General features: G+C 66.5%; 22 protein-coding genes. 9 read left to right on the top strand and 13 right to left on the bottom strand.

Annotation, left to right across the window (positions count from 1 at the left end; genetic code table 11):
* Positions 1 to 2: 2 nt before the first annotated feature.
* Entirely contained in the window at positions 3 to 467 is a 465-nt protein-coding gene (locus tag KUV26_RS14810) for a hypothetical protein (protein WP_261399903.1), read from the bottom strand.
* Positions 468 to 605: 138 nt separating this feature from the next.
* Here KUV26_RS14810 and KUV26_RS14805 point away from each other — a divergent pair, with 138 nt between their 5' ends.
* The 3 genes from KUV26_RS14805 to KUV26_RS14795 are packed head-to-tail and all read left to right on the top strand — an operon-like array spanning position 606 to position 3,299.
* A complete protein-coding gene (locus KUV26_RS14805) occupies positions 606 to 1,568 on the top strand; it encodes an aldo/keto reductase (RefSeq protein WP_222508893.1) in 963 nt (320 codons plus the stop codon).
* 4 nt (positions 1,569 to 1,572) lie between these two features.
* Positions 1,573 to 2,643 carry an NAD(P)/FAD-dependent oxidoreductase gene (locus KUV26_RS14800; protein ID WP_222508892.1) on the top strand — a complete coding sequence of 357 codons (1,071 nt, stop codon included), beginning with the start codon at positions 1,573 to 1,575 and terminating at the stop codon, positions 2,641 to 2,643.
* Positions 2,643 to 3,299, top strand: coding sequence for a DUF938 domain-containing protein (locus KUV26_RS14795; protein WP_222508891.1), 657 nt, complete (start codon positions 2,643 to 2,645; stop codon positions 3,297 to 3,299). Before KUV26_RS14800 ends, KUV26_RS14795 begins: the two co-directional genes overlap by 1 nt.
* Before the next feature lie 23 nt (positions 3,300 to 3,322).
* On the opposite strand, the gene KUV26_RS14790 is transcribed toward KUV26_RS14795, so the two are convergent.
* Entirely contained in the window at positions 3,323 to 4,171 is an 849-nt protein-coding gene (locus tag KUV26_RS14790; protein ID WP_261399901.1) for a LysR family transcriptional regulator, read from the bottom strand.
* A gap of 99 nt (positions 4,172 to 4,270) precedes the next feature.
* Between KUV26_RS14790 and KUV26_RS14785 the strand changes: the two genes are divergently transcribed.
* A complete protein-coding gene (locus tag KUV26_RS14785; protein ID WP_222505066.1) occupies positions 4,271 to 4,861 on the top strand; it encodes an HD domain-containing protein in 591 nt (196 codons plus the stop codon).
* A gap of 87 nt (positions 4,862 to 4,948) precedes the next feature.
* Here the strand turns inward: KUV26_RS14785 and KUV26_RS14780 are convergent, their stop codons facing one another.
* From KUV26_RS14780 to KUV26_RS14745, 8 genes are all read right to left on the bottom strand, one after another.
* Positions 4,949 to 5,551: a class I SAM-dependent DNA methyltransferase gene (locus KUV26_RS14780; RefSeq protein WP_222508889.1), complete on the bottom strand. Its 603-nt coding sequence runs from the start codon at positions 5,549 to 5,551 to the stop codon at positions 4,949 to 4,951.
* A gap of 195 nt (positions 5,552 to 5,746) precedes the next feature.
* A complete protein-coding gene (locus tag KUV26_RS14775; protein ID WP_222508888.1) occupies positions 5,747 to 6,751 on the bottom strand; it encodes a PAS domain-containing protein in 1,005 nt (334 codons plus the stop codon).
* A gap of 131 nt (positions 6,752 to 6,882) precedes the next feature.
* Complete coding sequence (locus KUV26_RS14770; RefSeq protein ID WP_222505069.1) at positions 6,883 to 9,390, bottom strand: FAD-dependent oxidoreductase; 2,508 nt, start codon at positions 9,388 to 9,390, stop codon at positions 6,883 to 6,885.
* A gap of 219 nt (positions 9,391 to 9,609) precedes the next feature.
* Complete coding sequence (locus KUV26_RS14765; RefSeq protein WP_222508887.1) at positions 9,610 to 9,942, bottom strand: hypothetical protein; 333 nt, start codon at positions 9,940 to 9,942, stop codon at positions 9,610 to 9,612.
* A gap of 524 nt (positions 9,943 to 10,466) precedes the next feature.
* Positions 10,467 to 11,480 carry a VOC family protein gene (locus KUV26_RS14760; protein ID WP_222508886.1) on the bottom strand — a complete coding sequence of 338 codons (1,014 nt, stop codon included), beginning with the start codon at positions 11,478 to 11,480 and terminating at the stop codon, positions 10,467 to 10,469.
* A 102-nt stretch (positions 11,481 to 11,582) separates the two neighbouring features.
* Complete coding sequence (locus KUV26_RS14755; protein WP_222508885.1) at positions 11,583 to 12,986, bottom strand: FAD-binding oxidoreductase; 1,404 nt, start codon at positions 12,984 to 12,986, stop codon at positions 11,583 to 11,585.
* Between the two features lie 136 nt (positions 12,987 to 13,122).
* Complete coding sequence (gene ggt, locus KUV26_RS14750; protein ID WP_222508884.1) at positions 13,123 to 14,904, bottom strand: gamma-glutamyltransferase; 1,782 nt, start codon at positions 14,902 to 14,904, stop codon at positions 13,123 to 13,125.
* A 41-nt stretch (positions 14,905 to 14,945) separates the two neighbouring features.
* A complete protein-coding gene (locus tag KUV26_RS14745) occupies positions 14,946 to 15,932 on the bottom strand; it encodes a 2-hydroxyacid dehydrogenase (protein WP_222505074.1) in 987 nt (328 codons plus the stop codon).
* A 231-nt stretch (positions 15,933 to 16,163) separates the two neighbouring features.
* Here KUV26_RS14745 and KUV26_RS14740 point away from each other — a divergent pair, with 231 nt between their 5' ends.
* Both KUV26_RS14740 and KUV26_RS14735 read left to right on the top strand, forming a co-directional pair.
* Entirely contained in the window at positions 16,164 to 16,646 is a 483-nt protein-coding gene (locus KUV26_RS14740) for an SH3 domain-containing protein (protein ID WP_261398907.1), read from the top strand.
* Positions 16,647 to 16,971: 325 nt separating this feature from the next.
* Positions 16,972 to 19,185, top strand: coding sequence for an NADP-dependent isocitrate dehydrogenase (locus KUV26_RS14735; RefSeq protein ID WP_222508883.1), 2,214 nt, complete (start codon positions 16,972 to 16,974; stop codon positions 19,183 to 19,185).
* Between the two features lie 80 nt (positions 19,186 to 19,265).
* On the opposite strand, the gene KUV26_RS14730 is transcribed toward KUV26_RS14735, so the two are convergent.
* The 3 genes from KUV26_RS14730 to KUV26_RS14720 form a co-directional block, all read right to left on the bottom strand.
* Complete coding sequence (locus tag KUV26_RS14730) at positions 19,266 to 21,161, bottom strand: methyl-accepting chemotaxis protein (RefSeq protein WP_261398898.1); 1,896 nt, start codon at positions 21,159 to 21,161, stop codon at positions 19,266 to 19,268.
* A 236-nt stretch (positions 21,162 to 21,397) separates the two neighbouring features.
* The gene (locus KUV26_RS14725) at positions 21,398 to 23,284 is read right to left on the bottom strand and encodes a methyl-accepting chemotaxis protein (RefSeq protein WP_222508882.1); all 1,887 of its coding nucleotides are present in this window, start codon (positions 23,282 to 23,284) and stop codon (positions 21,398 to 21,400) included.
* Between the two features lie 173 nt (positions 23,285 to 23,457).
* Entirely contained in the window at positions 23,458 to 24,219 is a 762-nt protein-coding gene (locus tag KUV26_RS14720; protein ID WP_222508881.1) for a YdhR family protein, read from the bottom strand.
* Positions 24,220 to 24,307: 88 nt separating this feature from the next.
* On the opposite strand from KUV26_RS14720, the gene KUV26_RS14715 reads away from it, so the two are divergent.
* The 3 genes from KUV26_RS14715 (at position 24,308) to KUV26_RS14705 (ending at position 26,386) form a co-directional block, all read left to right on the top strand.
* On the top strand, positions 24,308 to 24,721 hold the full coding sequence (locus tag KUV26_RS14715; protein WP_222508880.1) for a winged helix-turn-helix transcriptional regulator: 414 nt from the start codon (positions 24,308 to 24,310) through the stop codon (positions 24,719 to 24,721).
* A 128-nt stretch (positions 24,722 to 24,849) separates the two neighbouring features.
* A complete protein-coding gene (locus tag KUV26_RS14710; RefSeq protein WP_039148525.1) occupies positions 24,850 to 25,650 on the top strand; it encodes a transporter substrate-binding domain-containing protein in 801 nt (266 codons plus the stop codon).
* Between the two features lie 73 nt (positions 25,651 to 25,723).
* A complete protein-coding gene (locus tag KUV26_RS14705; protein WP_039187376.1) occupies positions 25,724 to 26,386 on the top strand; it encodes an amino acid ABC transporter permease in 663 nt (220 codons plus the stop codon).
* The last annotated feature ends 2 nt before the right edge of the window (positions 26,387 to 26,388 follow it).

Below are 26,388 nucleotides of genomic sequence, written 5' to 3'. Positions count from 1 at the left end.
GTTCAGTGCCCCTCCGCTGCCGGTGCCGCCTGCGCAGGCGCAGCGTGCTCAGGTGTGCCCGCCTCCGGGCTGTCCTGCTCCGGGCCGCCGCCCCGCGGCGCCTGCGGTCCCTGCGCCTCACCCTGCCGGCCCTGGCCGCGGATCGCCTCGGCAATCGACCGCAGCGGCGCCGCCAGATCCGGGATCTGGAAACCCGCCATCAGGATCGCCGCAACCCAGAATATGTTGTTGTGGGTGAACAGCGCCAGAAGCGCCAGGATGCCGACCAGCTGGAACTGCGGGTGATTGCTCTTGTGCGCCATCTTCTCGGGCAGCGCGTGCAGGGTAAAATAGGCAACCCCGATCAGCAGGATCAGGGCCAGAGTGAACACCGCCATGAAGCTGAACAGGAAATCGCTGCCGTCCGCCGCGGTGACATAGGAGGGAATGTGCCCCGCCGCCATCGGATGCGCATTGGGCTCCGTCATCGTCCGTCCCCCGTTTCAATAGATTTTTTTAAACTGCCTGCAAATAGTTGCACTCAACCGCGGTTTGACCAAGCATTTTGTCCGCCGGCAGGGGAATTGCCCTTTGCCTGCTCTGCCCTGCGTGCCACTCTCCGCCCCATGACACAGACCCCGGCCAAGATTCTGACCGCCCCCGGCGGCACCCCCGCCAGCCGCTTTGCCTTTGGCTGCATGCAGTTCGGCGGCCGCGCCTCCGAGGCGCAATCGGCTGAGATGTACGCCGCCTGCCGCGCCGCGGGCATCAATCATTTCGACACCGCCTGGGTCTATACCGACGGCAACTCCGAACGGATCCTCGGCCGCCTCATCAAGGCGGAGCGCGACCGGCTGCTGATTGCCACCAAGGCCGGCTACGAGGGCGGCGCCGGCGCCGCCAACCTGCGCGCGCAGCTGGACCAAAGCCGCCGCCGCCTGGACCTGGACATGGTCGATGTCTTCTACCTGCACCGCTTCGACCCCCATACCGATCTGCGCGAAACCATGGACTGCTTCGCCGCCCTGAAGGCAGAAGGCGTGATCCGTTATGCGGCGCTGTCGAACTTTGCCGCCTGGCAGGTGATGAAGGCGCAGATGGCGGGGCTGGCCTCCGGCGTTTCCGTGGACGTGCTGCAGCCGATGTATTCGCTGGTAAAGCGCCAGGCAGAGGTGGAGATCCTGCCGATGTGCGCCGACCAGGGCATCACCGCGGTGCCCTACTCGCCGCTGGGCGGCGGCTTGCTGACCGGCAAATACGCTGCGGGCGGCAGCGGCCGGATCACCGAGGACACGGGCTACGGCATCCGCTACAGCCCCGCCGCCATGCACCAGACAGCCGCGGCGCTGGCAGAGCTTGCCGCCCGGCGCGGCACCCACCCGGCCACCCTCGCCGTGGCCTGGGCCGCGGCGCACCCGTCCGCGCCGGTGCCGATCATCTCAGCCCGCAACGCCGAACAGCTGCAGCCGTCGCTGGCGGCCCTGAACTGCGCGTTGGATGCAGACCTCTACCGCGCGATCGGGGCGCTCAGCCCGCGGCCGTCGCCCGCCACCGACCGGCTGGAAGAACAGGAAGACCACAAGGACTAGACCCATGCAGGATTTCATCGTCATCGGCGGCGGCATGGCCGGCACCAGCGCCGCCGCCCGGCTTGCCCAGCTCGGCAGCGTCACCCTGCTCGAGATGGAGGACGCGCTCGGCTACCACTCCTCCGGCCGCTCGGCCGCGCTGTTCGAGGAAAACTACGGCCACGGCCCCACCCTCGACCTGAACCGCGCCAGCGCCGCTTACCTGCGCGAAAACGGCTACCTGTCGCCGCGCGGGCTGATGCTGCTCGGGGCCAAGGGGGACGCCGAGGGCTTTGCCCGCGACGTGGATGAGCTGGGCATGGCCACGCTGGAGCTGGAGGAAGCCCGCGCCATGGTGCCAATCCTGAACCCGGAGACCGTCGGCTTCACCGCCATCAGCGGCGCCGCCGAGGACATCGACACCGACCGGATGCTGCAGGACTTCGCCAAGGCCTTGCGCGCCGCAGGCGGCCGGACAGTGACCAAGGCGCCGGTGACCGCGATCGCCCGCATCAGCGGCGGCTGGCAGGTCACCGCGGGCGGCGAAACCTACGAAGGCCGCAACCTGGTCAACGCCGGCGGCGCCTGGGCCGACCAGGTCGCGGCGCTGGCCGGCGTCGCCGCCATCGGCCTGCAGCCCAAACGCCGCTCGATGGCGCGGCTGCCCGCCCCGGGCGGCCACGACGTCAGCGGCTGGCCGATGCTGATGGGCGCGGGCGAGACCTGGTACGCCAAGCCTGATGCAGGCAAGCTGCTGGTCTCCCCCGCCGACGCCGACCCGGTGGAGCCGCATGACGCCTATGCCGACGACATGGTGCTGGCCGAAGGGCTGGCACGCTACGAGGAAATGGTGACTGAACCGGTGACCCGGGTCGAAAGCAACTTTGCCGGGCTGCGCAGCTTTGTGGCCGACGGCACCCTGGTGCTGGGGCCGGACCCGGATCAGCCGGATTTCATCTGGTGCGCCGGCCAGGGCGGCTACGGCATCATGACCGCCCCCTCGGCCTCGCAGCTGATTGCCGATCTGGTGGCGGGCCGCAGGCCGGCGCTGGACGCTGCGGTCGTCGCCGCCCTCCTGCCTGACCGGCTGCGCTGATGCCGGTGCGCCCGGTTCCCGGCATGGCGTCAGTTGCCGCGCCGCAGGACGGCAAGCTGTTTGCCCCGGCCGCCGCCCGCAACAGCGGCGCGATCTGCGATCTGCTGGCGGATGCCGCCCCGCCGCGAGGCCGCGCCCTGGAACTGGCCAGCGGCACCGGCCAGCATGTGGCTGCCTATGCCGCCCGCCTGCCCGGCCTGATGTGGCAGCCAACGGAAGTCGACGCCGCCCGCCGCGCCAGCATACAGGCCTATGCCGATGAGGCGGAACTTGCCAATATCCTGCCGCCGGCGATGCTGGATGCCACCGCCCCCGGCTGGGGCGCGGATCATGCAGGTCAGGACCTGATCGTGCTGGTGAACCTGCTGCACCTGATCAGCGCGGGCGAGGCCCGCACCCTGATCCGCGAGGCCGCTGCCGCCCTCGCGCCTGGCGGGCGCTTCGTGATCTACGGCCCCTTCATGCGCGGCGGAGAACTCACCAGCGACGGCGACCGCGCCTTTCACGCCAGCCTCGCCGCCCATGATCCGGAAACCGGCTACAAGGACGATGCCGAGGCCGCTGCCTGGCTGCAGGACGCCGGGCTGGACCTGCTGAGATCGGTGGAAATGCCTGCCAACAACCTGGCGCTGGTTGCGGAACGGCCCGCAAACTGAATTCCGGCGCGGAATTTTCTCGCCTAGCCGCGGCGCACCTCCTGCAGCCCCCGCACCACCTGCCGGATATGCTCCCGCGCCGGGTTGTCGGGCAGATAGAGCGCGCGGCAGCTCAGGCGGATTTCCGGCGCGCCCCCAACCGCATGCAGGTCCCCTGCCGCCAGCGCCTCCTCCGCCATATAGGCGGGGAAATACCCCATGCCGCCGCGTTTGCGCAGATAGCGCAGCCCCATCAGCGCATTGCCCAGCACGATATGCTGGCGGCTGCGGGCGGGCAGAACCTCCTGCAACTGCGCGTCATACTCAGCACCGAATTCCAGATTGATGAAAAGCGGCAGCGCATCGCGCCCCAGCCGCAGGGGACGGTCCGCCACCAGCACCAGCCGCTCCGGCGGCAGTTCCTCAACCGCCTGCCGCGCGCCCGCCGGCACCTCATTGACGATCGCCAGGTCCAGCAGACGGCGCGCCACCGCCTCGCCCATGTCCATCGCGTGGTCGTAATTCAGCGTGAAGGGCACAGTGCCCTGCACCTCCTCCAGCCAGACCGCCACATCGACCAGCAGCGGGTCCCAGACCGACAGCTGTGCCCCCAGCCGCAGCGGCACCCGCCCCGCCAGGCTGGCCTTCAGATCGCCCGCGACAAACTCCCAGGTCCGCATCATCTGCTCGGCATAAGGCCGGAACTGCCGTCCCGCCTCGCTCAGCCGGGTGCCGCCGGGGCCGCGGTCGAACAGCGGCGTGCCCAGCGCCTCCTCCAGCGCCTTGATCCGGGCGCTGACAGCAGTCTGGGTCACGTTCAAGGCCCGCGCCGCGCCGTGAAAGCTGCCTGCGGCCTCGATCGCCAGAAATGTCTTGAATGCGCTGATCTGCATGGCGATCACTATTTCTGCTCAGAGCGAGCAAATCAATTCGTTTTCCTGCTCAGCATGGAGCCGCTAGCCTGCCCAAAGATCAACCAAAGGACCGCGCCAATGCTGGACAAAAGCCACAAGCCAACCTGGACCAGTTTCGAAGAAGCCACCGCCGCCGACTGGGCCGCGGTGGAAAAATACGAAGAGGCATACAACGCCGCCCTGCCCGACCGGATCCTCGATGCGATCCGCTCGCTCGCCGAGGATTGGACCCCCTACCCGGTGAACCGCTACCAGCACAGCCTGCAGGCCGCGACCCGTGCATATGAGGACGGCGCCGATGACGAGATCATCGTGGCGGCGCTGGTGCATGACACCGGCGACATCCTGTCCCCGTACAACCACGGCGAGCTGTCAGCGGCGATGATGAAGCCCTATGTCAGCGAGAAATGCTACTGGATCCTCAAGCACCACTGCGTGTTCCAGGGCTTCTACTACAACCACCATTTCGGCGGCGACCGCAACGCGCGCGACAAATACCGCGACAGCCCCTACTGGGAGGACTGCCGGTATTTCTGCGAAAAATACGACCAATGCGCCTTTGACCCGGACTACCCGACCAAGCCGCTGGAGTTCTTCGAGCCGATCCTGCGCAAGGTGCTGTCGCGCGGCTGGGGCCACATGGAGCTGGCGGAGACAGCGGAGGGCTGAACCGCCCGCGGGGCAGCCTTGGCCGACAGGAATGAGGGGCCGGGCAAGCCGCTTTGCCCGGCCCCGTCAAACGCGCGTGTTTCGATCTCACCCCGCGGCGCGGATGCCAGCACCCATCAGAACCGGCATCGCCGGACCGCCGGCATCCATAGCGAACGCTTGTTCAGCACGTATTGACCCAAGTCCTGCATCCCGCAGCGCCTCTCTCACGTGACGGAGCGTCAGCCCGGAGCCGCCTTCGTCCGAAGCCAGCCAGTCCCACTGCACGAATGTTCCGCCGCGGTTCAATAACCCCGCCAGCACCGCCACGGCACCGTGGTAATCCGGCAAAAAGCTGCAAACCGAAGAGGCGCAGATCAGGTCAAAGCCGCTGAGCCCGTTTCCGGCCCCGCCCGCGCTGCCGCCCAGAATGTCCGCGTGCAGCGCCCTCACGTTGGGCAGCGCCTTGTCCTGCAGCACCGCGATCATCCGCTCCGAAGTGTCAACGGCCACCACCTCTTTCACATGCGGCGCTAGCTTTTCGCTCAAGAGCCCGGTGCCACAGCCGAAATCGAGCACCCGCCTGGCTTGCCAGCCGCCGCCGGAGATGCCCGCGTATTCGTCCAGCGAGGCAAAGGCGCAGTTGGCATAACGCCGGACATCGCTGTTGCCGTCCCAACCGTCGGCATAGTCGTTCCAATCATCATTCATCTTGCCTGCGTGCCCTGCTTTGATGTCTTAAACGCTGGACAGTGAAGGGGAGTGCAGCTGCCGTCAACAGGACGAGGCAAGTGGGCCCGGCCACACTGTGACGCGAGAAAACCAGGGGAAGCGATGGCACTCGAATTCCAATTGCCCCGCTGCAAGGCGCAACCGCCGGGCAGGCGGATGACCGGCCGGCTGGTGTCAGAGCGTGAAGGAGGCAGTGACCACAAGGCCGGTGGCCTGCCAGTCGAAGTCCAGCGCGCCGCCGGAGGCGGAGACAAGCTTGCGGATGATCGCGGAGCCATGCCGGCGCCGGGGCACGGACACTGCCGGGCCGCCGCTTTCCTCCCACCTGAGCTGCAGCGCCTGCCCGTCTGCCGACCAGGACAGCTGCACCTTGCCCCCGGCGCAGCTGAAAGCCCCATGTTTGACCGCATTCGTGGCCAGTTCATGCAGCACCAGTGTGAGCGGGGAGATCAGATGTTCGGGCAGCGCATATTCCGTGCCCGACAGAAGAACCTGCCGTCTGCCCATCGGCGCATAGACGGACAGCAGCTGCAGCGCCAGCGCGCGCAGCTCCGGCGTGCTGCGCGCGGGCTGAACGATGGAATCGATATGCGCCTTGCCCAGGGCCTCCAGGCGGCCGGTCAGGATCCTGCCCAGCTCGCTGCCGCTGGTTTCCTCCTGGGCGGACATCCGGATGATCACCGACATCACGTTCACGATGTTGCCCAAGCGGTGCCGCAGCTCCCGGTCGGCGAGCGCCTGCGCCTGCCGTTCCGCGGCGCGCTTGGCGGAGACGTCCAGCTGCGAGCCGAAGAAATATCTGACCCTGCCCTCCGGATCCAGCACCGGCCCGATCTGCAGCGCATTCAGAAAGGCGCTGCCATCCTTGCGGTAGTTCACGATCTCGACCGTGTCGACCGACTGGCCTGCAAGCAGCTTGCGGACCGCCGCAACGCTCTCGGCCGTGGTGTCCCGCCCCTGCAGGAACCGGCAATTGCGCCCCGTCACCTCTTCCATGGCATAGCCGGTCAGCTCGCAGAATGCGGCGTTGGCGTAAATGATCGGGTTGTCCGGGAGGTTGGGGTCGGTGATGCACAGGGGCAAACGGGCATGGCGCACGGCCTCGGCCATGACGTCATCGCTGCGCAGGAACAGCGCGGTGTCCGGTGCGCCGGGCGCATCTGGAGTTTTTTCCGGCATGCTCTCAGCCTAGACACGAACACTGCGGGCGGCAATTGAATAGTGCGGCCCGCGGGCGGGCGCAGGCGGAGGCCGCAAATGCAAAAGCCCCGGCGCATTGGCCGGGGCTTCCCTGTTTCGTCCGTCAGGCCTTAGCCGTCCTTGCGGATGACCTCGTTCTTCGGATCGTAGGGGCTGTCGCAGGTCACGACCGCATCCCACAGCTTGTCCTGGATCTTGACCTGCAGCTTGGTGCCTTCCACCGCGAACTCGGGCTTCACGTAACCCATGCCGATGGATTTCTCGAAGGCCACCGAGTAGCCGCCGGAGGTCAGGCGGCCCACACGGGTGCCGTCTGCGGCATAGAGCGCCTCGCGGCCCCAGGGATCGGCATCGGCAGGGCCGTCGATCAGCACGGTGCAGCACTTCACGCGCACGCCGGTCTCTTCCAGCTTGGCCTTGCCGTGGAAGTCCTTGGACAGGTCGACAAAGCGCGGCAGGTCGGCTTCCAGCGGGGTCGCGTCGCGGCCCAGCTCATTGCCGAATGCGCGGTAGGATTTCTCCTGGCGCAGCCAGTTCTGGGCGCGGGCGCCGACCAGCTTCATGCCGTGCTTCTCGCCGGCTTTCTCCAGCAGGTCGAACAGGTAGTTCTGCATCTCGATCGGGTGATGCAGTTCCCAGCCCAGCTCACCGGTGTAGGCCACGCGGATCGCGTTGACCGGGCACATGCCCAGTTCGATCTGCTTGGCCGACAGCCAGGGGAAGCGCTTGTTGGAGAGCGCGGTTTCCGGATCGGCGTCGACGATCACCTCTTTCAGCACATCGCGGGACTTGGGGCCTGCGATGGCGAAGACGCCCCACTGGCTGGTCACGTCCTGTATCTCGATGTAGCCGAACTCCTCCATCTTGTCTTCGGCCGCCTTGCGCAGGAAGTCGGCGTCATACTCGGACCAGGCGCCGGCGGAGACCAGATAGTAGTTGTTCTCGCCGTTGCGCACGATGGTGTATTCGGTGCGGGTGGTGCCGGCAACGGTCAGCGCGTAGGTCAGGTTGATACGGCCGACCTTCGGCAGTTTGTTGCAGGTGAACCAGTCCAGGAACTGGGTGGCACCGGGGCCTTTGACAACATGCTTGGTGAAGGCGGTTGCGTCGATCAGGCCAACGCCTTCCCGCACGGCTTTCGCCTCGTCCACGGCATACTGCCACCAGCCGCCGCGGCGGAAGGAGCGGGCGTCGTGGTCGAAGTTCTCCGGCGCGTCCAGCGGGCCGAAGTAGTTCGGGCGCTCCCAGCCGTTGACCCAGCCGAACTGTGCGCCGCGGGCCTTCTGGCGGTCGTATGCCGGCGCGGTGCGCAGCGGACGGCAGGCTTGGCGCTCTTCGTCCGGGTGGTGCAGAATGTAGACGTGCTCATAGCACTCTTCGTTCTTGCGGGCCGCGAACTCGGTGGTCATCCAGTTGGAGGAGTAGCGCTTGGGGTCGAGCGACGCCATGTCGATCTCGGCCTCGCCGTCCACCATCATCTGCGCCAGGTAGTAGCCGGTGCCGCCGGCGGCGGTGATGCCGAAGGAGAAGCCTTCCGCCAGCCACATGTTGCGCAGGCCCGGCGCCGGGCCGACCAGCGGGTTGCCGTCCGGGGTGTAGCAGATCGGGCCGTTGAAGTCGTCCTTGAGGCCGCTTTCGGCGCAGGACGGCACGCGCTCTGCCATTGCCATGTACTGGTCGGCGATCCGGTCCAGGTCCAGCGGGAACAGGTCGGCGCGGAAGCTGTCCGGCACGCCATGCTCAAAGCGCGCCGGCGCGCCGTGCTCGTAGATGCCGAGGATCCAGCCGCCGCGCTCCTCGCGGGCGTAGGATTCGTTGTCGGCGTCGCGGATCACCGGGTGCTCCGGGTTGCCGGCTTCGCGCCATTTGACCAGTTCCGGGTCCTGATCCATGACGATGAAGGTGTGCTCGACCGGGATCGCCGGCATCTTGATGCCCAGCATCTTGGCGGTGCGCTGCGCGTGGTTGCCGGAGGCGGTCACGACGTGCTCGGCGGTGATCACCACCTTCTCGTCGGACTCGACCAGGTTGCCGCCCTTCTCGACCATCTTGGTGCAGGTGACTTCCCAGTGGGTGCCGGTCCAGTGGAACGCGTCGGCCTGCATCTTGCGGACGATCTCGACGCCGCGCTGGCGGGCGCCCTTGGCCATCGCCTGGGTCACGTCGGCCGGGTTAATGTAGCCGTCCTCGGTGTGGTAGATCGCGCCCTTCAGGTCGCCGGTCTCGATCAGCGGCCAGCGCTCCTTGATCTGGTCCGGGGTCAGCCACTCGTATTTGACGTCGCAGGTTTCCGCGGTGGAGGCATAGAGCATGTACTCGTCCATGCGCTCCTGGGTCTGCGCCATACGCAGGTTGCCGACCACGGCGAAACCCGCGTTCAGGCCGGTTTCCTCTTCCAGGGTCTTGTAGAAATCGACCGAGTACTTGTGGATGTGGGTGGTCGCATAGGACATGTTGAACAGCGGCAGAAGGCCGGCTGCATGCCAGGTCGAGCCGGAGGTCAGCTCGTCACGCTCGATCAGCATGACGTCTTCCCAGCCGGCTTTGGCCAGGTGATAGGCAATCGAGGTGCCGACGGCGCCGCCGCCAACAACAAGTGCTTTGACTTGGGTTTTCATTCTCCCGCTCTCCAGCTTAATGAGATTCTTGGATGCGGTTATGCCCGCGCATTGAATTCCGCGCAAAATCAGGCCGACGCAAAAACAACCAAAACCGACCTTGCGCGCCACCGCTTACCGGATTCTGGGGGCGGCCCTGCCGGAAATGGCGTTTTTCTGCGCAAGCAAAAGGGGGCCGCGGCCCCCTGCTGTTCCGCTGTCATGCCGGTGCTGCCGCGGTCAGCAGTCGGCGGCATTGCCGCGGCGGATGCAGACCGGCTGCACCGCGCCGCCGGCGTCCGCCTGCGCCACCTGCTCGCCGCCGCCAAGCAGGCTGCTGCCATAGCTGGCGGCCTCGCTCCAGACGGACTGGCCGTCATCCTGCCCGCCGCGCCCGGCGTGTTCCCGGGCAGCGCGGGCGCGGGCCAGGCGCTCCTGCACGATGGTTCCGTAATCGGTGGCGCTGAGATCGCCCCAGCCAAGGCCGGCATCGCGGGTCTGGAAGTAATAGTCGGCGCCAATCACTGCCTGGGTGCTGACCATCAGGATGCCCATCGCTTTCTTCAGTCCCATCTCTGCCCTCCGGGTCCGCAGATGCCTTGCCGTTCACCTCAGGATCAAAGCTGGCGCAGAAATGCGGCAGTATTCCGGCATTTCAGGGAAATGCCGGCGCAATTGCGCCAGTCCGGCCAGGGCACCTGCCCCGCCGGTTGCTGTCTGATGCTGTCTGATCTGTGCCTGATATTCTGCGGCCAGCGGTTAGGAGTGGCGCCGCCGCCAAGGGGCGGAGGCGGGACGGGAGGATTGCTCCCGCACGCTGAACGTCGTCAGTGCGTGCCCGTGCCAAGGGGCCCTGTTCCTGAGGCCGGGGGTGTCAGGCCCGGCGGGTGACCGCGATCAATTGGGACTATGCCGCAGGCCGCTTAAGATCCCGTGAGGCCAGCGTACGCCGGATGCGCAACACCCCGAACGCTGCGCCTTAGGTCAGTGGTTGCGCAGTGAGTATTTCTGCAAAGATGAAGGCAGAGTCCCGATGTTTTCATCTTCCCCGAACACTCGGAAGCCCGCCCGCTGCGGCGGCCTGCTGCGGGCGCGGGCTACAACGCGGCCAGCGCCCCGGCAATCACCCAGAGGCTCAGCCCGATCCAGGTGCCGGTCAGCCCCCAGTACAGCAGCGGATGGGTGCTGCGGCGGACGGGTTCGATGAAATCGGCGCACCCCGTGCGCAGCGCGGGCCAGCTCCAAAGCAGGAAGAGCACGCCCCAGAACAGCGGGATATCCAGCACCACCGCCAGCCAGATGCACAGCAGGCCCAGCCCGGCCTTCCACGGCAGCTTGACGCTCTGCCCGGCCTTGGCACCAATGCTGTCTTCGGGCTCCAGCGCCCGGATCATGAAAGCCGCACCCTGCGGATCGGCCCCCATCAGGCGGCCGTCCGGCAGCTCCACGGTGACCTCGCCGCCCAGCGCGGACAGGGTCTGTTTTGCCTCCTGCTGCGAGCGGACAGCGAAACAAGGCATCCAGTATCGGAATTTGCCGCGGATCTCTTCCGGCACCTCCTCGGCGACGGCCGCCAGGCTGCCGTCCGGGTGGCGGATATCGTAGACCGGCCAGGGCGTGTCCGCCGTCTTGTGGAAGGTCCAGCCGAACAGATCCTTGTAGAACCCCTCGATCAGTACGACGTCCGGCAGGTGGTGGCAGCGGCGGACCACATGGCCGGGCTGCGGCGGCCCTTGAGGCGGCGCAAGGCTGCTGCCCTCCACCATGGTGAAGCCGGCGCCGGAGGGATCGCGCACCAGCGCGATGCGGCTGTGTTCGTCAAACGGCTGCGGCGAGATCTCGATGATCGCGCCCTCGTGGCGGCGGGCGGCTTCGACACTGGCGTCCAGATTCTCGACATGCACATAGGACATCCAGAAGGAGGGCATGTTTATCCTGGCCAGATACTCCGGCATCGGAAACACCGCCGCGGCAGCCTGCGCCTTGTCCCGGGCGAAGTCGTAGCCGCCATCGCCGCCGAATGACCAGCCGAACAGATCCGCATAGGTCTTGCGCGCCAGTGCCATGTCGAAGGTGGAAAGATCCGTCCAGATGAAATGCCCGATGGTCATGAAGGCCTGCCCGCTTGTTGTGCCTGACCTTGATCTAGGCATTGCGGAGCGCAATCAGAACACGCAAATCCTGCTGTTCTGCAGCTGCGGCGGGCAGGTTGCCTACATCTCCACGATCTTCCCGGGGTTCAGGATGTTCTCGGGATCCAGCGCCGCCTTGATCGCCGCCATATACCGGGTGGCCTCGCCCAGCTCCTGCTGCAGGTAGGGGCGCTTGCCCTGGCCGATGCCGTGCTCGCCGGTGCAGGTGCCGTCCATTTCAATCGCCATCTCGTTCAGCCAGCCGATATATTCGTCCGCCTTCTGGCGTTCGGCATCGCTGTCCATGTCGATCAGCAGCAGCGCGTGGAAATTGCCGTCGCCGACATGGCCGACCATCGGCGCCAGCAGGCCCATGCTCTCGGCCTTTTCCCGTGCCGCGCCGACGCATTCCGCCAGCCGCGAGATCGGCACGCAGACATCGGTCGAGATCCCCTTGGCGCCGGGGCGCAGCTGCAGGCTGGCCCAGTACATGTCGTGGCGCGCCTGCCAGAGCTTGCTGCGCTCCTCTGGCGTCGAGGTGGCGGCGGTATCAAAGCCGCCGAATTCTTCAGCAATAGAGGCAAAGATGTCCGCCTGCTCCACCACGCCTGCGTCGGAGCCGTGGAATTCCAGCAGCAGCAGCGGCGTTTCCGGCAGGTCGAGGCCGGAATAGGCATTGGCGGCGCGCACGCTCATCTCGTCCAGAAGCTCGATCCGGGCCACCGGGATGCCGTACTGGATGGTCGTCATCACCGCGCGGCAGGCTTCATCCACGCTACGGAAGGCGCAGCGGGCGGAGCGGATCGCCTCGGGGATGCCCTGCAGTTTGAGCGTCAGTTCGGTGATCAGGCCCAGGGTGCCTTCGGAGCCGACCAGCAGGCGGGTGAGGTCATAGCCGGCCGAGGATTTCTTGGCCCTTTGCGCGGTGCGGATGACACCGCCGTCGGCCATCACCGCCTCCAGCGCCAGCACGTTGTCCTTCATGGTGCCGTAGCGCACCGCGTTGGTGCCCGAGGCCCGCGTCGCCGCCATGCCGCCGAGCGAGGCATTGGCGCCGGGGTCGATGGGGAAGAACAGGCCCTGGTCGCGCAGATAGGTGTTCAGCTGCTCGCGGGTGACGCCGGGCTGCACCACCACATCGAGATCCTCCGCGTGAACCGCAAGGATCTTGTCCATCCGCATCATGTCGACGCAGATGCCGCCGGCGGGGGCGTTCACATGCCCCTCCAGCGAGGTGCCGGTGCCGAAAGGAATGACCGGCACGCCATGTTCGGCGCAGACCTTGACGATCTCCGCCACCTCTTCGGTGGAGGTCGGGAAGACCACCGCATCCGGCGCCTGGTTGGTGATCCAGGTGGTGGTGTGGCCGTGCTGCTCGCAAATGGCCTGGCCGGTCTGCAGCCGGTCGCCGAACTTCCGGGTCAGCGCCTCGATGGCGGCGGCAATCCCGGCCTCGTTTCGCGGCAGTGATGTGGCTTGGACCATGGCGGCCTCCCCTGAAAAAATTCACCTGTTAACCTATGCCCGGCGTCCGGAGTTCCGCAATACCCAGAACCCCGTAGCCATTGCGCGTCACACTGCGGGCAGCGCCCGTCCCGGCGAGGCGGGCCTGGCAGCTGCCTCAGCCGCCGAGCGCAATCCCCTCGCGTCTCGGATCGGCTGCCCCCTTCAGCCCGTCGCCGATTTCAACCGCATGCAGGCCGGAGGTGAGGTCGCGGGCCTCCACCTCATAACCCATCCCCGTCAGCGCCTCCGACAGGTCCTCGGCGCCGGTGCCGGCCTCCACATCATAGGTGCCGAAGCGGTTGACCAGATGCGGCAGCGCCAGCGCCGCCTGGATATCCATCCCCCAGTCGGCCCAGGCAATGATTGACTTGGCCACGTAGCCGATGATGCGGCTGCCGCCGGGCGAGCCGATGGCCAGCACCGGCTTGCCGTCCTTCAACACGATGGTCGGCGCCATCGAGGAGCGCGGCCGCTTGCCCGGCTCGAGGCGGTTGGCGATCGGCACCCCGTCCTTGTGGGTGCGGAAGGAAAAATCCGTGAGTTCGTTATTCAACAGGAACCCGGCCGCCATCAGCCGCGAGCCGAAGGCGTTCTCGATGGTCGTGGTCATCGACAGCACGTTGCCGTACTGGTCGACGATGGAGATGTGGGAGGTCGAGGGCAGCTCGATCGACTCGTCATCCGCCAGCATCAGAGCATGGTCGAACTCGGGCGCGCCCGGCGCCGCTTCGGGCAGCGCGTCGTCTCCCTGCAGCAGTTCGGCGCGGCCCGCCAGATAGTCCGCAGCGACAAGGCCGTGGGTGGGCACCGGCACATAATCGCTGTCGGCCATGTAGCGGCCCCGGTCGGCAAAGGCGAGGCGCGAGGCATCGCCGATCAGCCGCCAGGCCTCGGCGCTGTCCGCGCCCAGTTCCGCCAGATCATAATTGCCCAGCATCCCCAGAATCTGCCCCACGGTCAGCGCGCCGGAGGACGGCGGCCCCATGCCGCAGGCCTCGAAATCGCGGTAGGCGGTGCAGACCGCCGGACGTTCCTTGACCTGATAGAGCGCCAGATCAGCGGCAGACAGCACGCCGGGGTTGCCCTCGGCAGTGGTCACCGCCCGCACGATCTCCGCCGCGATCGGGCCGGAGTAGAACGCCCCAGCCCCGCCCACAGCCAACGCATGCAGAGTGGCGGCATAGCCGGGGTTCAGCAGCGTTGCGCCCTCGGCAACGGGTTCGCCGTCCGGCAGGAAATAGGCGGCCGCTGCCGGCGAGCGCGCCAGCCGCTCGGCATCTCCCGCCACCAGCGCCGCCAGCCGCGGCGAGACCGCAAATCCCTCCTCCGCCAGCCTGATCGCCGGCTCGAAAAGCGACGGCCAATTGGCACGGCCCCAGCGGCGGTGTGCCTCCTCCAGCAGCGCGGGCGTGCCGGGGGTGCCGACCGACCGGCCGCCGACCACCGCATCGAAGAACTTCAGCGGCTCGCCGTCTTCATCCTGAAACAGGGTTGGCGTCGCGGCCAGCGGCGCAGTCTCGCGCCCGTCAAGCGTGGTCAGCGCGCCCGTCGCGGCGTCATACCAGACCAGGAACGCCCCGCCGCCGAGGCCGGAGGACTGCGGCTCCACCAGCCCCAGAACGGTCTGCACCGCCACCATCGCATCCGCGGCACTGCCACCCGCGCGCAGCACCGCCGCGCCGGCCTCCACCGCATGCGGGTTGGCGGCGGCCACCATCCAGGTTTCGCCTTCGACCGCTTTGCCGTCGGCCTTGGCTTCCAGCGCTGCGGCCACGTCGGGGGAAATCGCCTCGAAGGTGCCAGCTGTAGCGGCCTCGGGCGCAACCGCATCCGCGGCCTCCTGCGCGGCGGCAGGGCCTGCGGCAAGCGCGGCAGCGGCCAGAATCAGATACTTCATGAAATCCCTCCCTGAAAATTCCAGCGGTGCTGCCCGTTGGCTTACAGCATCGACGGCACCACCTGATCCGGCGGCCGGTGGCCGTCCTCGAACGTCTTGATGTTCAGCAGCACCTTCTCGCCCATCTCGATCCGGCCCTCGATGGTGGCGGAGCCCATATGCGGCAGCAGCACCACATTGGGCAGCTCGCGCAGGCGCGGATTGATGTCGGTGCCGTGCTCGTAAACGTCGAGGCCGGCGCCCGCGATCTCACCCGCGCGCAGCATCCGGGTCAGCGCGTGCTCATCGATCACCTCGCCCCGCGAGGTGTTGACGATGACGCCCGAAGGCTTCATCAGCTTCAGCCGCCGCGCGTTCAGCAGATGGAAAGTCGACGGCGTCGACGGGCAGTTGACCGAGATCACATCCATCCGCGCGACCATCTGGTCGAGGCTTTCCCAGTAGGTGGCCTCCAGCCTCTCCTCGATCTCCGGGCGCAGGCGGCGCCGGTTGTGGTAATGGATCTGCATGCCGAAAGCCGCGGCGCGCTTGGCCACGGCCTGGCCGATCCGGCCCATGCCCAGGATGCCCAGGCGGCGCCCGGCGATCCGGCCGCCCAGGAAGGCGGTCGGCGCCCAGCCCTGCCAGTCGCCCTTCTGCATCACCGCCAGCCCCTCGGGCATCCGGCGCACCACGGCCATGATCAGCGCCATGGTCATGTCGGCGGTGTCATCGGTCAGCACACCAGGGGTGTTCGACACCAGGATGCCGCGCTGGCGGGCGGTCGCAACGTCGATGTGATCAACGCCGGCGCCGTAGTTCGCGATCAGCTTCAGCCGGTCGCCGGCCTGGCCCAGCAGCCCCGCATCGATGGTATCGGTGACGGTGGGCACCAGCACGTCCGCATCCTTCAGCGCCGCCGCCAGCTCGCTGCGGGTCATCGGCGTGTCATCCTCGCGCAGGCGCACATTGAACAGCTCGCTCAGCCGGGTTTCCACAGGTTCCGGCAACCGTCGCGTAACGACAACACTCAGTCGGTCTCTTGGCACTTGCGCTCTCCCTTGGGCTTTTCATTTCCTACGCCTCCATGGCATCGTGGCGCAGGATGCGCAGAGGCACAAGAACCCAACCGCATTCCCTTGCCCGCGAGCCGGAAAATTCCCGGCGCGGCGGGGACATAACAAGACGGGCAGAAGACCGGAACAAGAGGCCGGGCGCAACCCGGCCGGGCAAGAAGAGGCGAGCAGGCAGTGAGAAACGCGGCATTGGCAGTCCGCCATCTGGCAGCGGCAGCGGTATCCCTGGTGCTGACCGCCACCGTCTGCACGGCCGAATCCCGCGGCCCAGTCACCAACCTTCCCCTGCCCCGCTATGTCTCGATGAAGGCCGCCACCGGCAATGTGCGCCGCGGCCCGTCGCTCAGCCACAAGATCGACTGGGTGTTCAAGCGCCGCAGCATGCCGCTGGAAATCACCGCCGAGTACGGCCACTGGCGCCGGGTGCGGGACCGCGACGGGGCCGGCGGCTGGGTGCACTATGCGCTGCTTTCGGGCGTGCGCACCGTGCTGGTCGAAGAGGACATGCTGACGGTGCACGCCCGTCCCGACCCCCGCGCGCCGGTCACCGCCGCCTTCGAGCTGGGCGTGGTGGCCCGTCTCGGCGAATGCGAGCTTGACTGGTGCGAAATCTCGGCCGGCGGCTACAGCGGCTGGGCGCCCAAGAAGAAGCTCTGGGGCGTCGCCCCGGACGAGCTGCGCGAGTAACCCCCCCGCGCCCCTTCTACTTTGCGGCATATACTCCGGGGCGAATTGGCCGCCAGGCCAAAAGGGGCAGCGCTTCTTTTCCATTCAAACCTGCGCGGCAGCGCCCCTTTCCCCTGTTGCGGCAATCCGCGCGGGGGCCCGGATGCGCCAAACCATTGCGCCCGCAGCCATCGTGTTCTACATGGGGGCCATACCCTTGGCTGCCCAGGCCGGTCCCGCCCGATATCCGGGCGCCGCTGCGGCAGCACCGGACTACCCGAAACCGGCGCGGCCTGGCCGCGCTGATGCCCTATAAGCCTCCGAGATCGCTGAAAGGTTGTGGAACATGGCAGAAAATCAAACCCCGGACATATTGTATACCATTGTAGACGAAGCACCCGAACTGGCCTCGGCATCCTTCCTGCCGATCATCCGCAAGTTCGCCGCCGCTGCCGGTGTCACTGTCGGCACCAAGGACATTTCGCTGGCCGGGCGCATCATCGCCGCCTTCCCCGAGAACCTGACCGCAGAACAGCGCCAGAGCGATGACCTGGCGGAGCTGGGCCAGCTGGTGAAGACCCCGGACGCCAACGTGATCAAGCTGCCGAACATCTCCGCTTCGGTGCCGCAGCTGACCGCCGCCATCAAGGAGCTGCAGGCTCAGGGCTACGGCATCCCGGATTACCCGGAAGAGCCGAAGAGTGACGCCGAAAAAGAGGCGCGCGCGCGCTATGATGCCATCAAGGGCTCCGCGGTGAACCCGGTCCTGCGCGAAGGCAACTCCGACCGCCGCGCTGCCAAGGCGGTGAAGAACTTTGCCAAGGCGAACCCGCATTCGATGGGGGAATGGTCGGCAGACAGCAAGACCAAAGTGTCGTCGATGCCGGGCAACGACTTCTATGCCAACGAGAAATCCGCCACCATCACCGCGGCCCAGGCCGGTGCCGCGCGGATCGAGTTCGTGGCCAAGGACGGCGCTGTCACCGTGCTGAAGGACGGCTGGGTGCTGGAAGAAGGCACCGTGGCCGATGCCACATTCATGTCGGTCAAGGCGCTGTCGTCCTTCCTGGCGGATGCGATTGCCGACACAAAATCAGACGGCACCATGTTCTCGCTGCACATGAAGGCCACCATGATGAAGGTCTCCGACCCGATCATCTTCGGCCACGCGGTCAAGGCCTGGCTGGCGCCTGTGTTCGAGAAATACGGCGCTGAGCTGGACGCGCTGGGTGTGAACCCGAACTCCGGCATGGGCGACTTGCTGGAACGCGTCAAGGGCAACGCCGAAATCATGGCCGCCATCGAAGCGGTGCGCGCCGAGCGCCCGGACATGTATATGGTCGACAGCGACAAGGGCATCACCAACCTGCATGTGCCCTCCGACGTAATCATCGACGCCTCGATGCCCGCGGTGATCCGCGCCGGCGGCAAGGGCTGGGACCAGGACGGCAACAAGGGCGACACCAACTGTGTGATCCCCGACCGCTGCTATGCCCCGGTCTATGACGAGACCATCAACTTCTTCAAAGCCAACGGCGCGCTGGACGTGACCACCGCGGGCGCCGTCGCCAACGTCGGCCTGATGGCGCAGAAGGCCGAGGAATACGGCTCGCACCCGACCACTTTCGAGGCCCCGGCAGACGGCACCATCCGCATCGTGCTGTGCAACGGCGACACCCTGCATGCGCACGACGTGGAGGAAGGCGACATCTGGCGCGCCTGCACCGTCAAGAAGGCGCCGATCGAAAACTGGATCCTGCTGGCGATGGACCGCCAGCGCCTGACCGGCTCCGAGGCGATCTTCTGGCTGGACGCAAACCGCGCCCATGACGCCGAGCTGATCAAATACGTTCAGCCCGCGCTGGAGAAGGCCGGCGTTGCCGACAAGTTCCAGATCCTGGCGCCGCGCGAAGCCACCCGCCAGTCGCTGGAAACCATCACCGCGGGCAAGGACAGCATCGCCATCACCGGCAACGTGCTGCGCGACTACCTGACCGACCTGTTCCCGATCTTGGAGCTGGGCACCTCGGCCAAGATGCTGTCGATCGTCAAGCTGATGAACGGCGGCGGCCTGTTCGAGACCGGCGCCGGCGGCTCTGCCCCGAAACACGTGCAGCAGCTGGTCGAGGAAAACCACCTGCGCTGGGATTCGATGGGTGAATTCTGCGCCCTCGGCGAGTCGCTGAACTTCCTGGCCGACGTGAAGGGCAATGCCAAGGCCGGGGTGCTGGGCAAGGCCGCGGAAGACGCGACCCAGGGCATCCTCGACAACAACCGCTCGCCCTCGCGCAAGGTCGGCCAGCCCGATAACCGCGACAGCCACTACTGGTTTGCCCGCTACTGGGCCGAGGCGCTGGCGGCACAGACCGAGGACGCGGCCCTGGCGGCGCATTTCGCCCCCATCGCCGAGGAACTGGGCGCCAAGGAGGAGCAGATCATCAGCGAGCTGGCTGCGGCGCAGGGCGAACCTGCCGATATCGGCGGCTACTATCACCCGAGCGTGGAGCTGAAAGCCAAGGTGATGCGCCCCAGCGCAACACTGAACGCGATCATCGGCTGATCGCAGCCGGCAGCCTGAAACAGAAACGCCCGGGGATTTTCCCGGGCGTTTTTTGCTGCTGCCGCGTTCGGGCGGGCGGATCAAAAGTCCTGCCACAGGTCCCGGGCAGCATTGCCGCTGGCCGCCGCCGCGGGCTGCGGCGCGGGCTGCATGTCCCAGTCGCCGCTGCCATGGGCCGTGGGCGCCTGGGCAGGCGCGGCGGCGCTGGTCGCCGGGGCGGCAGGCTGGCGGCCGCCCGCGATCTTGAAGTGGGCGACCAGGTCGCTCAGCTTGGCGGCATCGGTCTTCAGCATGTGACCGGCGGCAGTGGCCTCTTCTACCATCGCGGCGTTCTGCTGGGTCACCTGGTCAAGCTGGGTGACGCCGGTGTTGATCTCGCCCAGGCCGGTGGACTGCTCCGCGGCGCCCTCGGCGATGCCGGAAACCAGCTGCGAAATATGGGTGACCTGGCTGACGATGCTTTGCAGCGCATCGCCCGCCTTGCCCACCAGATCCACCCCGCGCGCCACCTGGCCGGAGCTGTTGCCGATCAGGGTCTTGATTTCCATTGCCGCGTCCGAGGAGCGCTGCGCCAGCGCCCGCACCTCGGAAGCCACCACCGCAAAGCCGCGGCCCGCCTCGCCCGCGCGGGCGGCCTCGACGCCGGCATTCAGCGCCAGCAGGTTGGTCTGGAAGGCAATGTCGTCAATGACGCTGATGATCTGGCTGATCTGGTTCGAGGATTCCTCGATCTCGGTCATCGCGGACACCGCGCTCTGCACCACCTCGCCGCTGGTGCGGGCTTCCTGCTTGGCCTCCTCCATCGTGGCCTCGACGCTGCGGGCGCCCTCGGCGGCGGATTTGACGCTTGCGGTCAGCTCATCCAGCGCCGCGGCGGTCTGCTCCAGCGTCGCGGCCTGGCTTTCGGTGCGGTGCGACAGGTCGTCGGAGGCCTGGCTGATCTCGGCGGCGCCGTTGCGGATGCTGGCGGCGGCGGCAATCACCTGCTCCACCGTGCCGCTGAGGTTCTGCGCGGTGGTGTTGAAGTCGCGGCGCAGCTGCTCGTAATCCTCAGGGAAGACCTCGGTGATCTGCGCCGTCAGGTCGCCCTGCGACAGCGCCGACAGCTTGCTGCTGAGCGCGGCCACCACCCGGCTGCGCTTCTCGTTCAGCGCCTGCTCCGCTTCCTCCAGCTCCTGCTGGCGGATCAGCGCCTGACGGAACACGTCAACGCTTTGGGCGATTTCCCCCAGCTCGCTGCGCGCATTGGCCGAGGGGATCTCGCTGCTGGTGTCGCCGTCCGCCATCGATTGCATGCGGTTCTTGAGGCCGTTCAGCGGCCCGGTGACGCTGCGGGTGATGAAATAGGCGGCAATCACCAGGGCCAGCAGGCTGACACCGAAGATCACCAGCGCCTTTGTGCGCATCACCGCCACGGCAGCCTCGATATCGGAAACATAGGCGCCGGTGCCGATGATCCAGCCCCAGGGCTTGTAGGCCTGCACATAGCCGATCTTGGCTTCCATCACATCGGAATCGGGTTTCTTGAAGTAATAGGTCAGCTCGCCCGCGCCCTTGGCGGCAGCGATCTTCTCCAATTCCTGGAACACCTTGATGCCGGTGACGTCCTCATAGGCGCCCTGGTTGGTGCCGACCCAGTCCGGCACCACCGGATGCGCCTGCACCACCAGGTCATGGTCAAAGACGAAGACATAGCCCGATTCGCCGAAGCGCAGCGCGGTCAGGCGTTCGCGGCCGATTTGGCGGGCCTCTTCCACCGTGAAACGGCCTGCCTTGACGCCCTCCTCCAGGTCGTGCAGCAGGCTGACAGCGGTGTCGGTGACGTTGTGCAGTTCCGTGTAGCGCATCTCATAGGCGTTTTTCACGGACTGCGAGAGCAGCAGGTAGGTCAGCACCGCCATCAGGCTGAGGGCGAGTGCGCCCAGTGCGTAGATCCGGACGGGCAGACGGTAGAGAAAAGCAGGTATTCGGGGCATATATTCAGGCCTTCATTTCAGGTCTATTACCTGCCTGTTTAGGCTGCAGCTTCTAATAAAATCCTACTGCGCGCAGCGCCTCCGGAGCCTCCCGGCCGCATACCGGAAATTTTTTGCCGCATTTTGACAGGAATGCCGCGGACGCGGCCGCAGGCAGCATCCCCGCCCCTCCCCGCAAACGGAAAACGCCCGGGGGGGCCCCGGGCGTTTCCTGGATCCGAGACCCGTCCGGCCGGTCAGAAGTCCTGCCACAGGTCGCGCGCGGCGCTGCCGTCAGCCGGGGCCGCTGCGGCCGGCCGGGGGGCGGGCTGCACATCCCAGTCATCGCTGCCATGGGCGGTCGGCACAGGCGCGGGGGCATGGGCCGCGGGGGCCGAAATCCGGCTGCCGCCCGAAGTTTTGAAGTGGGCAACCAGCTCGGCCAGCTTGCCCGCGTCGGTCTTCAGCAAGTGGCCGGCGGCAGTGGCCTCTTCCACCATCGCGGCGTTCTGCTGGGTCACCTGGTCCAGCTGGGTGACGCCGGTGTTGATCTCATTGAGGCCGGTGGACTGCTCCGCGGCGCCCTCGGCGATGCCGGAAACCAGCTGCGAAATATGGGTGACCTGGCTGACGATGCTTTGCAGCGCATCGCCCGCCTTGCCCACCAGATCCACCCCGCGCGCCACCTGGCCGGAGCTGTCGGAGATCAGGGTCTTGATCTCCATTGCCGCGTCCGAGGAGCGCTGCGCCAGCGCCCGCACCTCGGAAGCCACCACCGCAAAACCGCGGCCCGCCTCTCCCGCGCGGGCGGCCTCGACGCCGGCATTCAGCGCCAGCAGGTTGGTCTGGAAGGCGATGTCGTCGATCACCGAGATGATCTGGCTGATTTTGTTCGAGGATTCCTCGATCTCGGTCATCGCGGATACCGCGCTCTGCACCACCTCGCCGCTGTTGCGGGCCTCCTGCTTGGCCTCCTCCATCGTGGCCTCGACGCTGCGGGCGCCCTCGGCGGCGGATTTGACGCTTGCGGTCAGCTCATCCAGCGCCGCGGCGGTCTCTTCCAGCGTCGCGGCCTGGCTTTCGGTGCGGTGCGACAGCTCGTCGGAGGCCTGGCTGATCTCGGTGGCGCCGTTGCGGATGCTGGCGGCGGCGGCAATCACCTGCTCGACCGTGCCGCTGAGGTTCTGCGCGGTGGTGTTGAAGTCGCGGCGCAGCTGCTCGTAATCCTCAGGGAAGACCTCGGTGATCTGCGCCGTCAGGTCGCCCTGCGACAGCGCCGACAGCTTGCTGCTGAGCGCGGCCACCACCCGGCTGCGTTTTTCATCAAGCTCATGCTTGGCCGCCTCCAGCTCCTGCTGGCGGATCAGCGACTGGCGGAACACGTCGAGGGTCCGGGCCATGTCGCCGATCTCGCTCCGGTTGGCGGTGGCCGGGATTTCGCTGCCGGTATCGCCGTCGGCCATCGACTGCATGCGGCCGCGCAGCGCGCTCACCGGGCCGGTGACGCTGCGGGTTATGAGGGTGGCCCCCACCAGCAGCACCGCCAGCGTGACAAGCAGCGCGGTCACGGTCGTGAGGATGTTCTGCTGCACCTTGGTTTCGATATCGGAGACATAAGCGCCGGTGCCGACGATCCAGCCCCAGGGTTCATAGACCCGGATATAGCCCATCTTCGCCTCGATCACGCCGGTGCTGGCGTTGGCGAAATGGTAGATCAGCGAGCCCTGCCCCTCCGCCTTGGCGATCTTGAGCATCTCCTGGTAGATCTTGACCCCGTTTTCATCGGTCAGCCCCGGCTGGCGCGTGCCCACCCATTCCGGCAGGAACGCGTTTGCGGTGATCACCAGATCGAAGTCAAAGGCGTGAAAATCGCCTGCGGTGCCGAATCTGAAGGCCTCCAGCGTTGCGCGCCCCATCTCGCGGGCGGCGGCCGGATCCAGCTGGCCGGCCTCAGCCTGCTGCTGCAGCACGTGCAGCTGGCTGAACGCCAGATCCGTGAGCTGATGCAATTCACGTTCCCGGCTGGCATATTCGTGGTTGTTTGACCGGATCAGCAGGAACACGGTCAGAAGGGCAAACAGGCAAACCGCCATTGCAGCCAGCGCGTAGATCCGCACCGGCAAACGGTAGAAGAAAGCAGGCATAGTGATTTGGGTCCTTTGTTTCCGGGCCATCGCCTTCATTCAATAGGCAGCCGGCCCTAACAAAGTCCTAGCGCTGCCGCGCCGCGCCGGCGCACCCCCGCCGATCCAGGCCGCCGCGCAAATCCGCCGCGGCCTGGGTTCAGTCAAACCACTTCAGCGCCTGGCGCCGGGCACTAGGCGGCCGGGCTGTAATAGGGGGAGCGCATCGCCCGGCTGGCGGTCTCTGTCACCGAGGCGTCAAACACCCGCGTGTAGAAGGCGCAGCCCAGTCCGGCAGCGGTGTCCGGGAACATGTTCACCGCGAAATCCAGCGCGTGATCCAGCGTATCGAAGGCATCGAAACCGCCCAGCGTCTGCGTCTGCAACCCGCTGAGCCAGACCTTGTTCTGCAGCCCGGGCAGCATCTTCAGCGCCTTGTTGCGGGCCTGCCAGGGCGCGTCTCCAAAGGGCACCGACAATTGCAGCTCGGTATAGACAAAGGCACCGGGCGCGTCTTTCGCGCCGCCGTATTGCACGGCCCCCATGTCGCGGCTGGCGGCTGCGGTCGCCTCGGCGTCAAACACCCGCGTGTTATGCGCCACCCCGAAGACCCGCGGCTCCGACGGGAAATATCCGGTCACGAATTTGCGCGCGTTTTCAATGCTGTCGAAGCCATAGAATCCGCCCAGAGAGTTGTTGCCGTGGCCCGACAGCCAGGTCTTGTTCAGAAAACCCGGCTGCTGCCGGATCGCCTCGTTGATCTCCTGCCAGGGCGCCTGATCGAACGGCACGGAGATGGCAACTTCGGTATAGACAAAGGCTTTGGGGGTCATGGCTGTTTCCTGTGCTTTCGGGAGGGAGGGCAGCAGCAGCGCGCCTGCGGAGGCGGCCAGCAGCTGGCGGCGGGACAGCCGCGATCGTTCGCGGAAATCCGCGTTAGTTGGGGTCTCGGTCATGGTCACTCCTAATTGCTTGCGTTTTGCAAGTGATTAAATGGCTCGCATGAGTGCTTGTATTTTGCAAGTGAAAACTTTAGGCAGGGGCATGACCCGATCGCGCAGCAAATACGACTCCGGCTGTCCCGTTGCCTATGCGCTGGACATATTCGGCGACCGGTGGAGCCTTCTGGTGATCCGCGACATGGCGGTAAAGGGCGCCCGTACCTACGGCGAGCTGCTAGCAGGATGGGAGGGGATCTCCACCAACATCCTGGCACAGCGGCTGAAGCAGCTGGAACAGGCCGGCATCATTACCAAGCAGAAGGACCCGGACAGCGGCCGCAGCTTTGTCTATGAGCTGACGCAGAAGGGCCGCGACCTGGCGCCGGTGCTGATCGAAATCGCCCTGTGGAGCGGCCGGTACAACCCTGACCCGGATGCGATGACGGGGTTCCTCGACAAAATCACGGCTGACCGGACCGGAACCGAGGCCAGAATGCGCGCCGGCGAGCGCCCCTAAACCTCTGATTTACGGCGTTCTTTGACCTGGCCCCTCCGGCCTCGGCGGGCGTTCTCACATATATGTGGATTTTGTATCCATTATCCTGTATCTGATTCTCCACAACAACAAACCGACAGGAGGATCTCATGTTCAAATCGCTGGCCGCGGCTGCGGCGCTTGCCTTGGTGCCGCTGGCACCTGCCCTCGCGGATACGCTCGATGATGTGGTGGACCGCGGCACCCTGCGCTGCGGCGTGGTGCTGGATTTCCCGCCGATCGGCTACCGCGATGCCAACAACGAACCGGCGGGCTTTGACGTCGATTACTGCAACGACCTGGCGGCAGCGCTTGAAGTTGATGCCGAGATCCTGCCGGTCACTTGGGCCGAGCGCCTGCCGGCCATCGTGACGGGCCGAGCCGATGTGGTGTTCGGCGCCACCTCCGACAGCCTGGCACGGGCGCGCACCGTCGGCTTCACCATTCCTTACGCGATCTATTTCGCCCAGGGTGTTGTGAACACCGAGAGCGGCATCGAGAGCTTTGAAGACATCAAGGGCAAGCGGGTGGCGGGCGCCATCGGCACCGTGCCGGAGCAGGAATGGCTGAAGATTGCCGCCGAATGGGGCGAAGAAGGCAACTACCAGGGCTACCAGTCCGAGAACGAGGTGTTCCTGGCGGTGGCCCAGGGCAAGGCGGACATCGGCCTGACAACCAATACCGCAGTGCTCCCGGTGACCCAGCAGTATGAGACCCTGGCAGCCGGCCCGCGGATGCCCTGGACGACCGATTACACCTCGGTCGTGGGCAAGCGCGAGGATGTCACCTGGATCAACTTCCTGAACCTGTTTGTCACCCATCAGGTGCGGTCGGGCCGTTATGCCGAGCTGTGGGGCAAATACGTCGGCGGCGACGCGCCCGAGCTGCGCATCCCCGGCGTGCTGTACTGATCCAAAGGTGAAACCCGCCCCTGCCTGCCGCGCGCTCCCGGCGGCTGGCAGGGGCTAGGGAGCATAACCCCACATGTTCGACTATAATTTTCACTGGCGGCCGGTGATGAAAAGCCTGCCGGACCTGCTGGAGGCAGCCTCCCTGACGCTTCAGGTGGCAGTGCTGGCGATGGTGCTTGGCATCGTGATCGGCCTCTGCCTGGCGCTGGCGCGGCTGCACCTTCGGGGGCCGGTCTACTGGTTCGCCACTGCCTGGGTGGAGCTGGCCCGCAACACGCCCGCGCTGTTCCAGCTGTTCTTCTTCGGCTTTGGCCTCGGCGCCTTCGGCCTTCATCTGTCGCCCTATCTGATCGTGCTGGCGGGGCTGACCTTCAACTGCGCAGGCTATCTGGCCGAAAACTTCCGCGGCGGCTTCAAGGCGGTGCCGGAGACCCAGATCCGCGCCTCCCGCAGCCTTGGGATGACGCCCTGGCAGGCCTACAGCCGCGTGGTGATCCCGCAGGTGTTCCGCATCGTCTACCACCCGATCACCAACCAGATGGTCTGGGCGGTGCTGATGTCCTCGCTGGGGATGCTGGTGGGCTTCCGCGAACTGTCGGGGGAGACCCAGTTCTTCGCCTCCCGCACCTTCCGCATCTTTGAATATTTCGCGGTCACGGCGGTGATCTACTACGCCATCGTCAAGGTGATCCTGCTCAGCTCGCGGCTGATGGCCGCCCGGCTGTTCCGGTACTGAGG

The organism is Leisingera daeponensis (assembly GCF_019801465.1).
GTDB classification, from domain to species: Bacteria; Pseudomonadota; Alphaproteobacteria; order Rhodobacterales; family Rhodobacteraceae; genus Leisingera; species Leisingera daeponensis_A.
The sequence above is the reverse complement of the archived record's forward strand: the minus strand, read 5'-3'. Positions and strand labels throughout refer to the sequence as shown.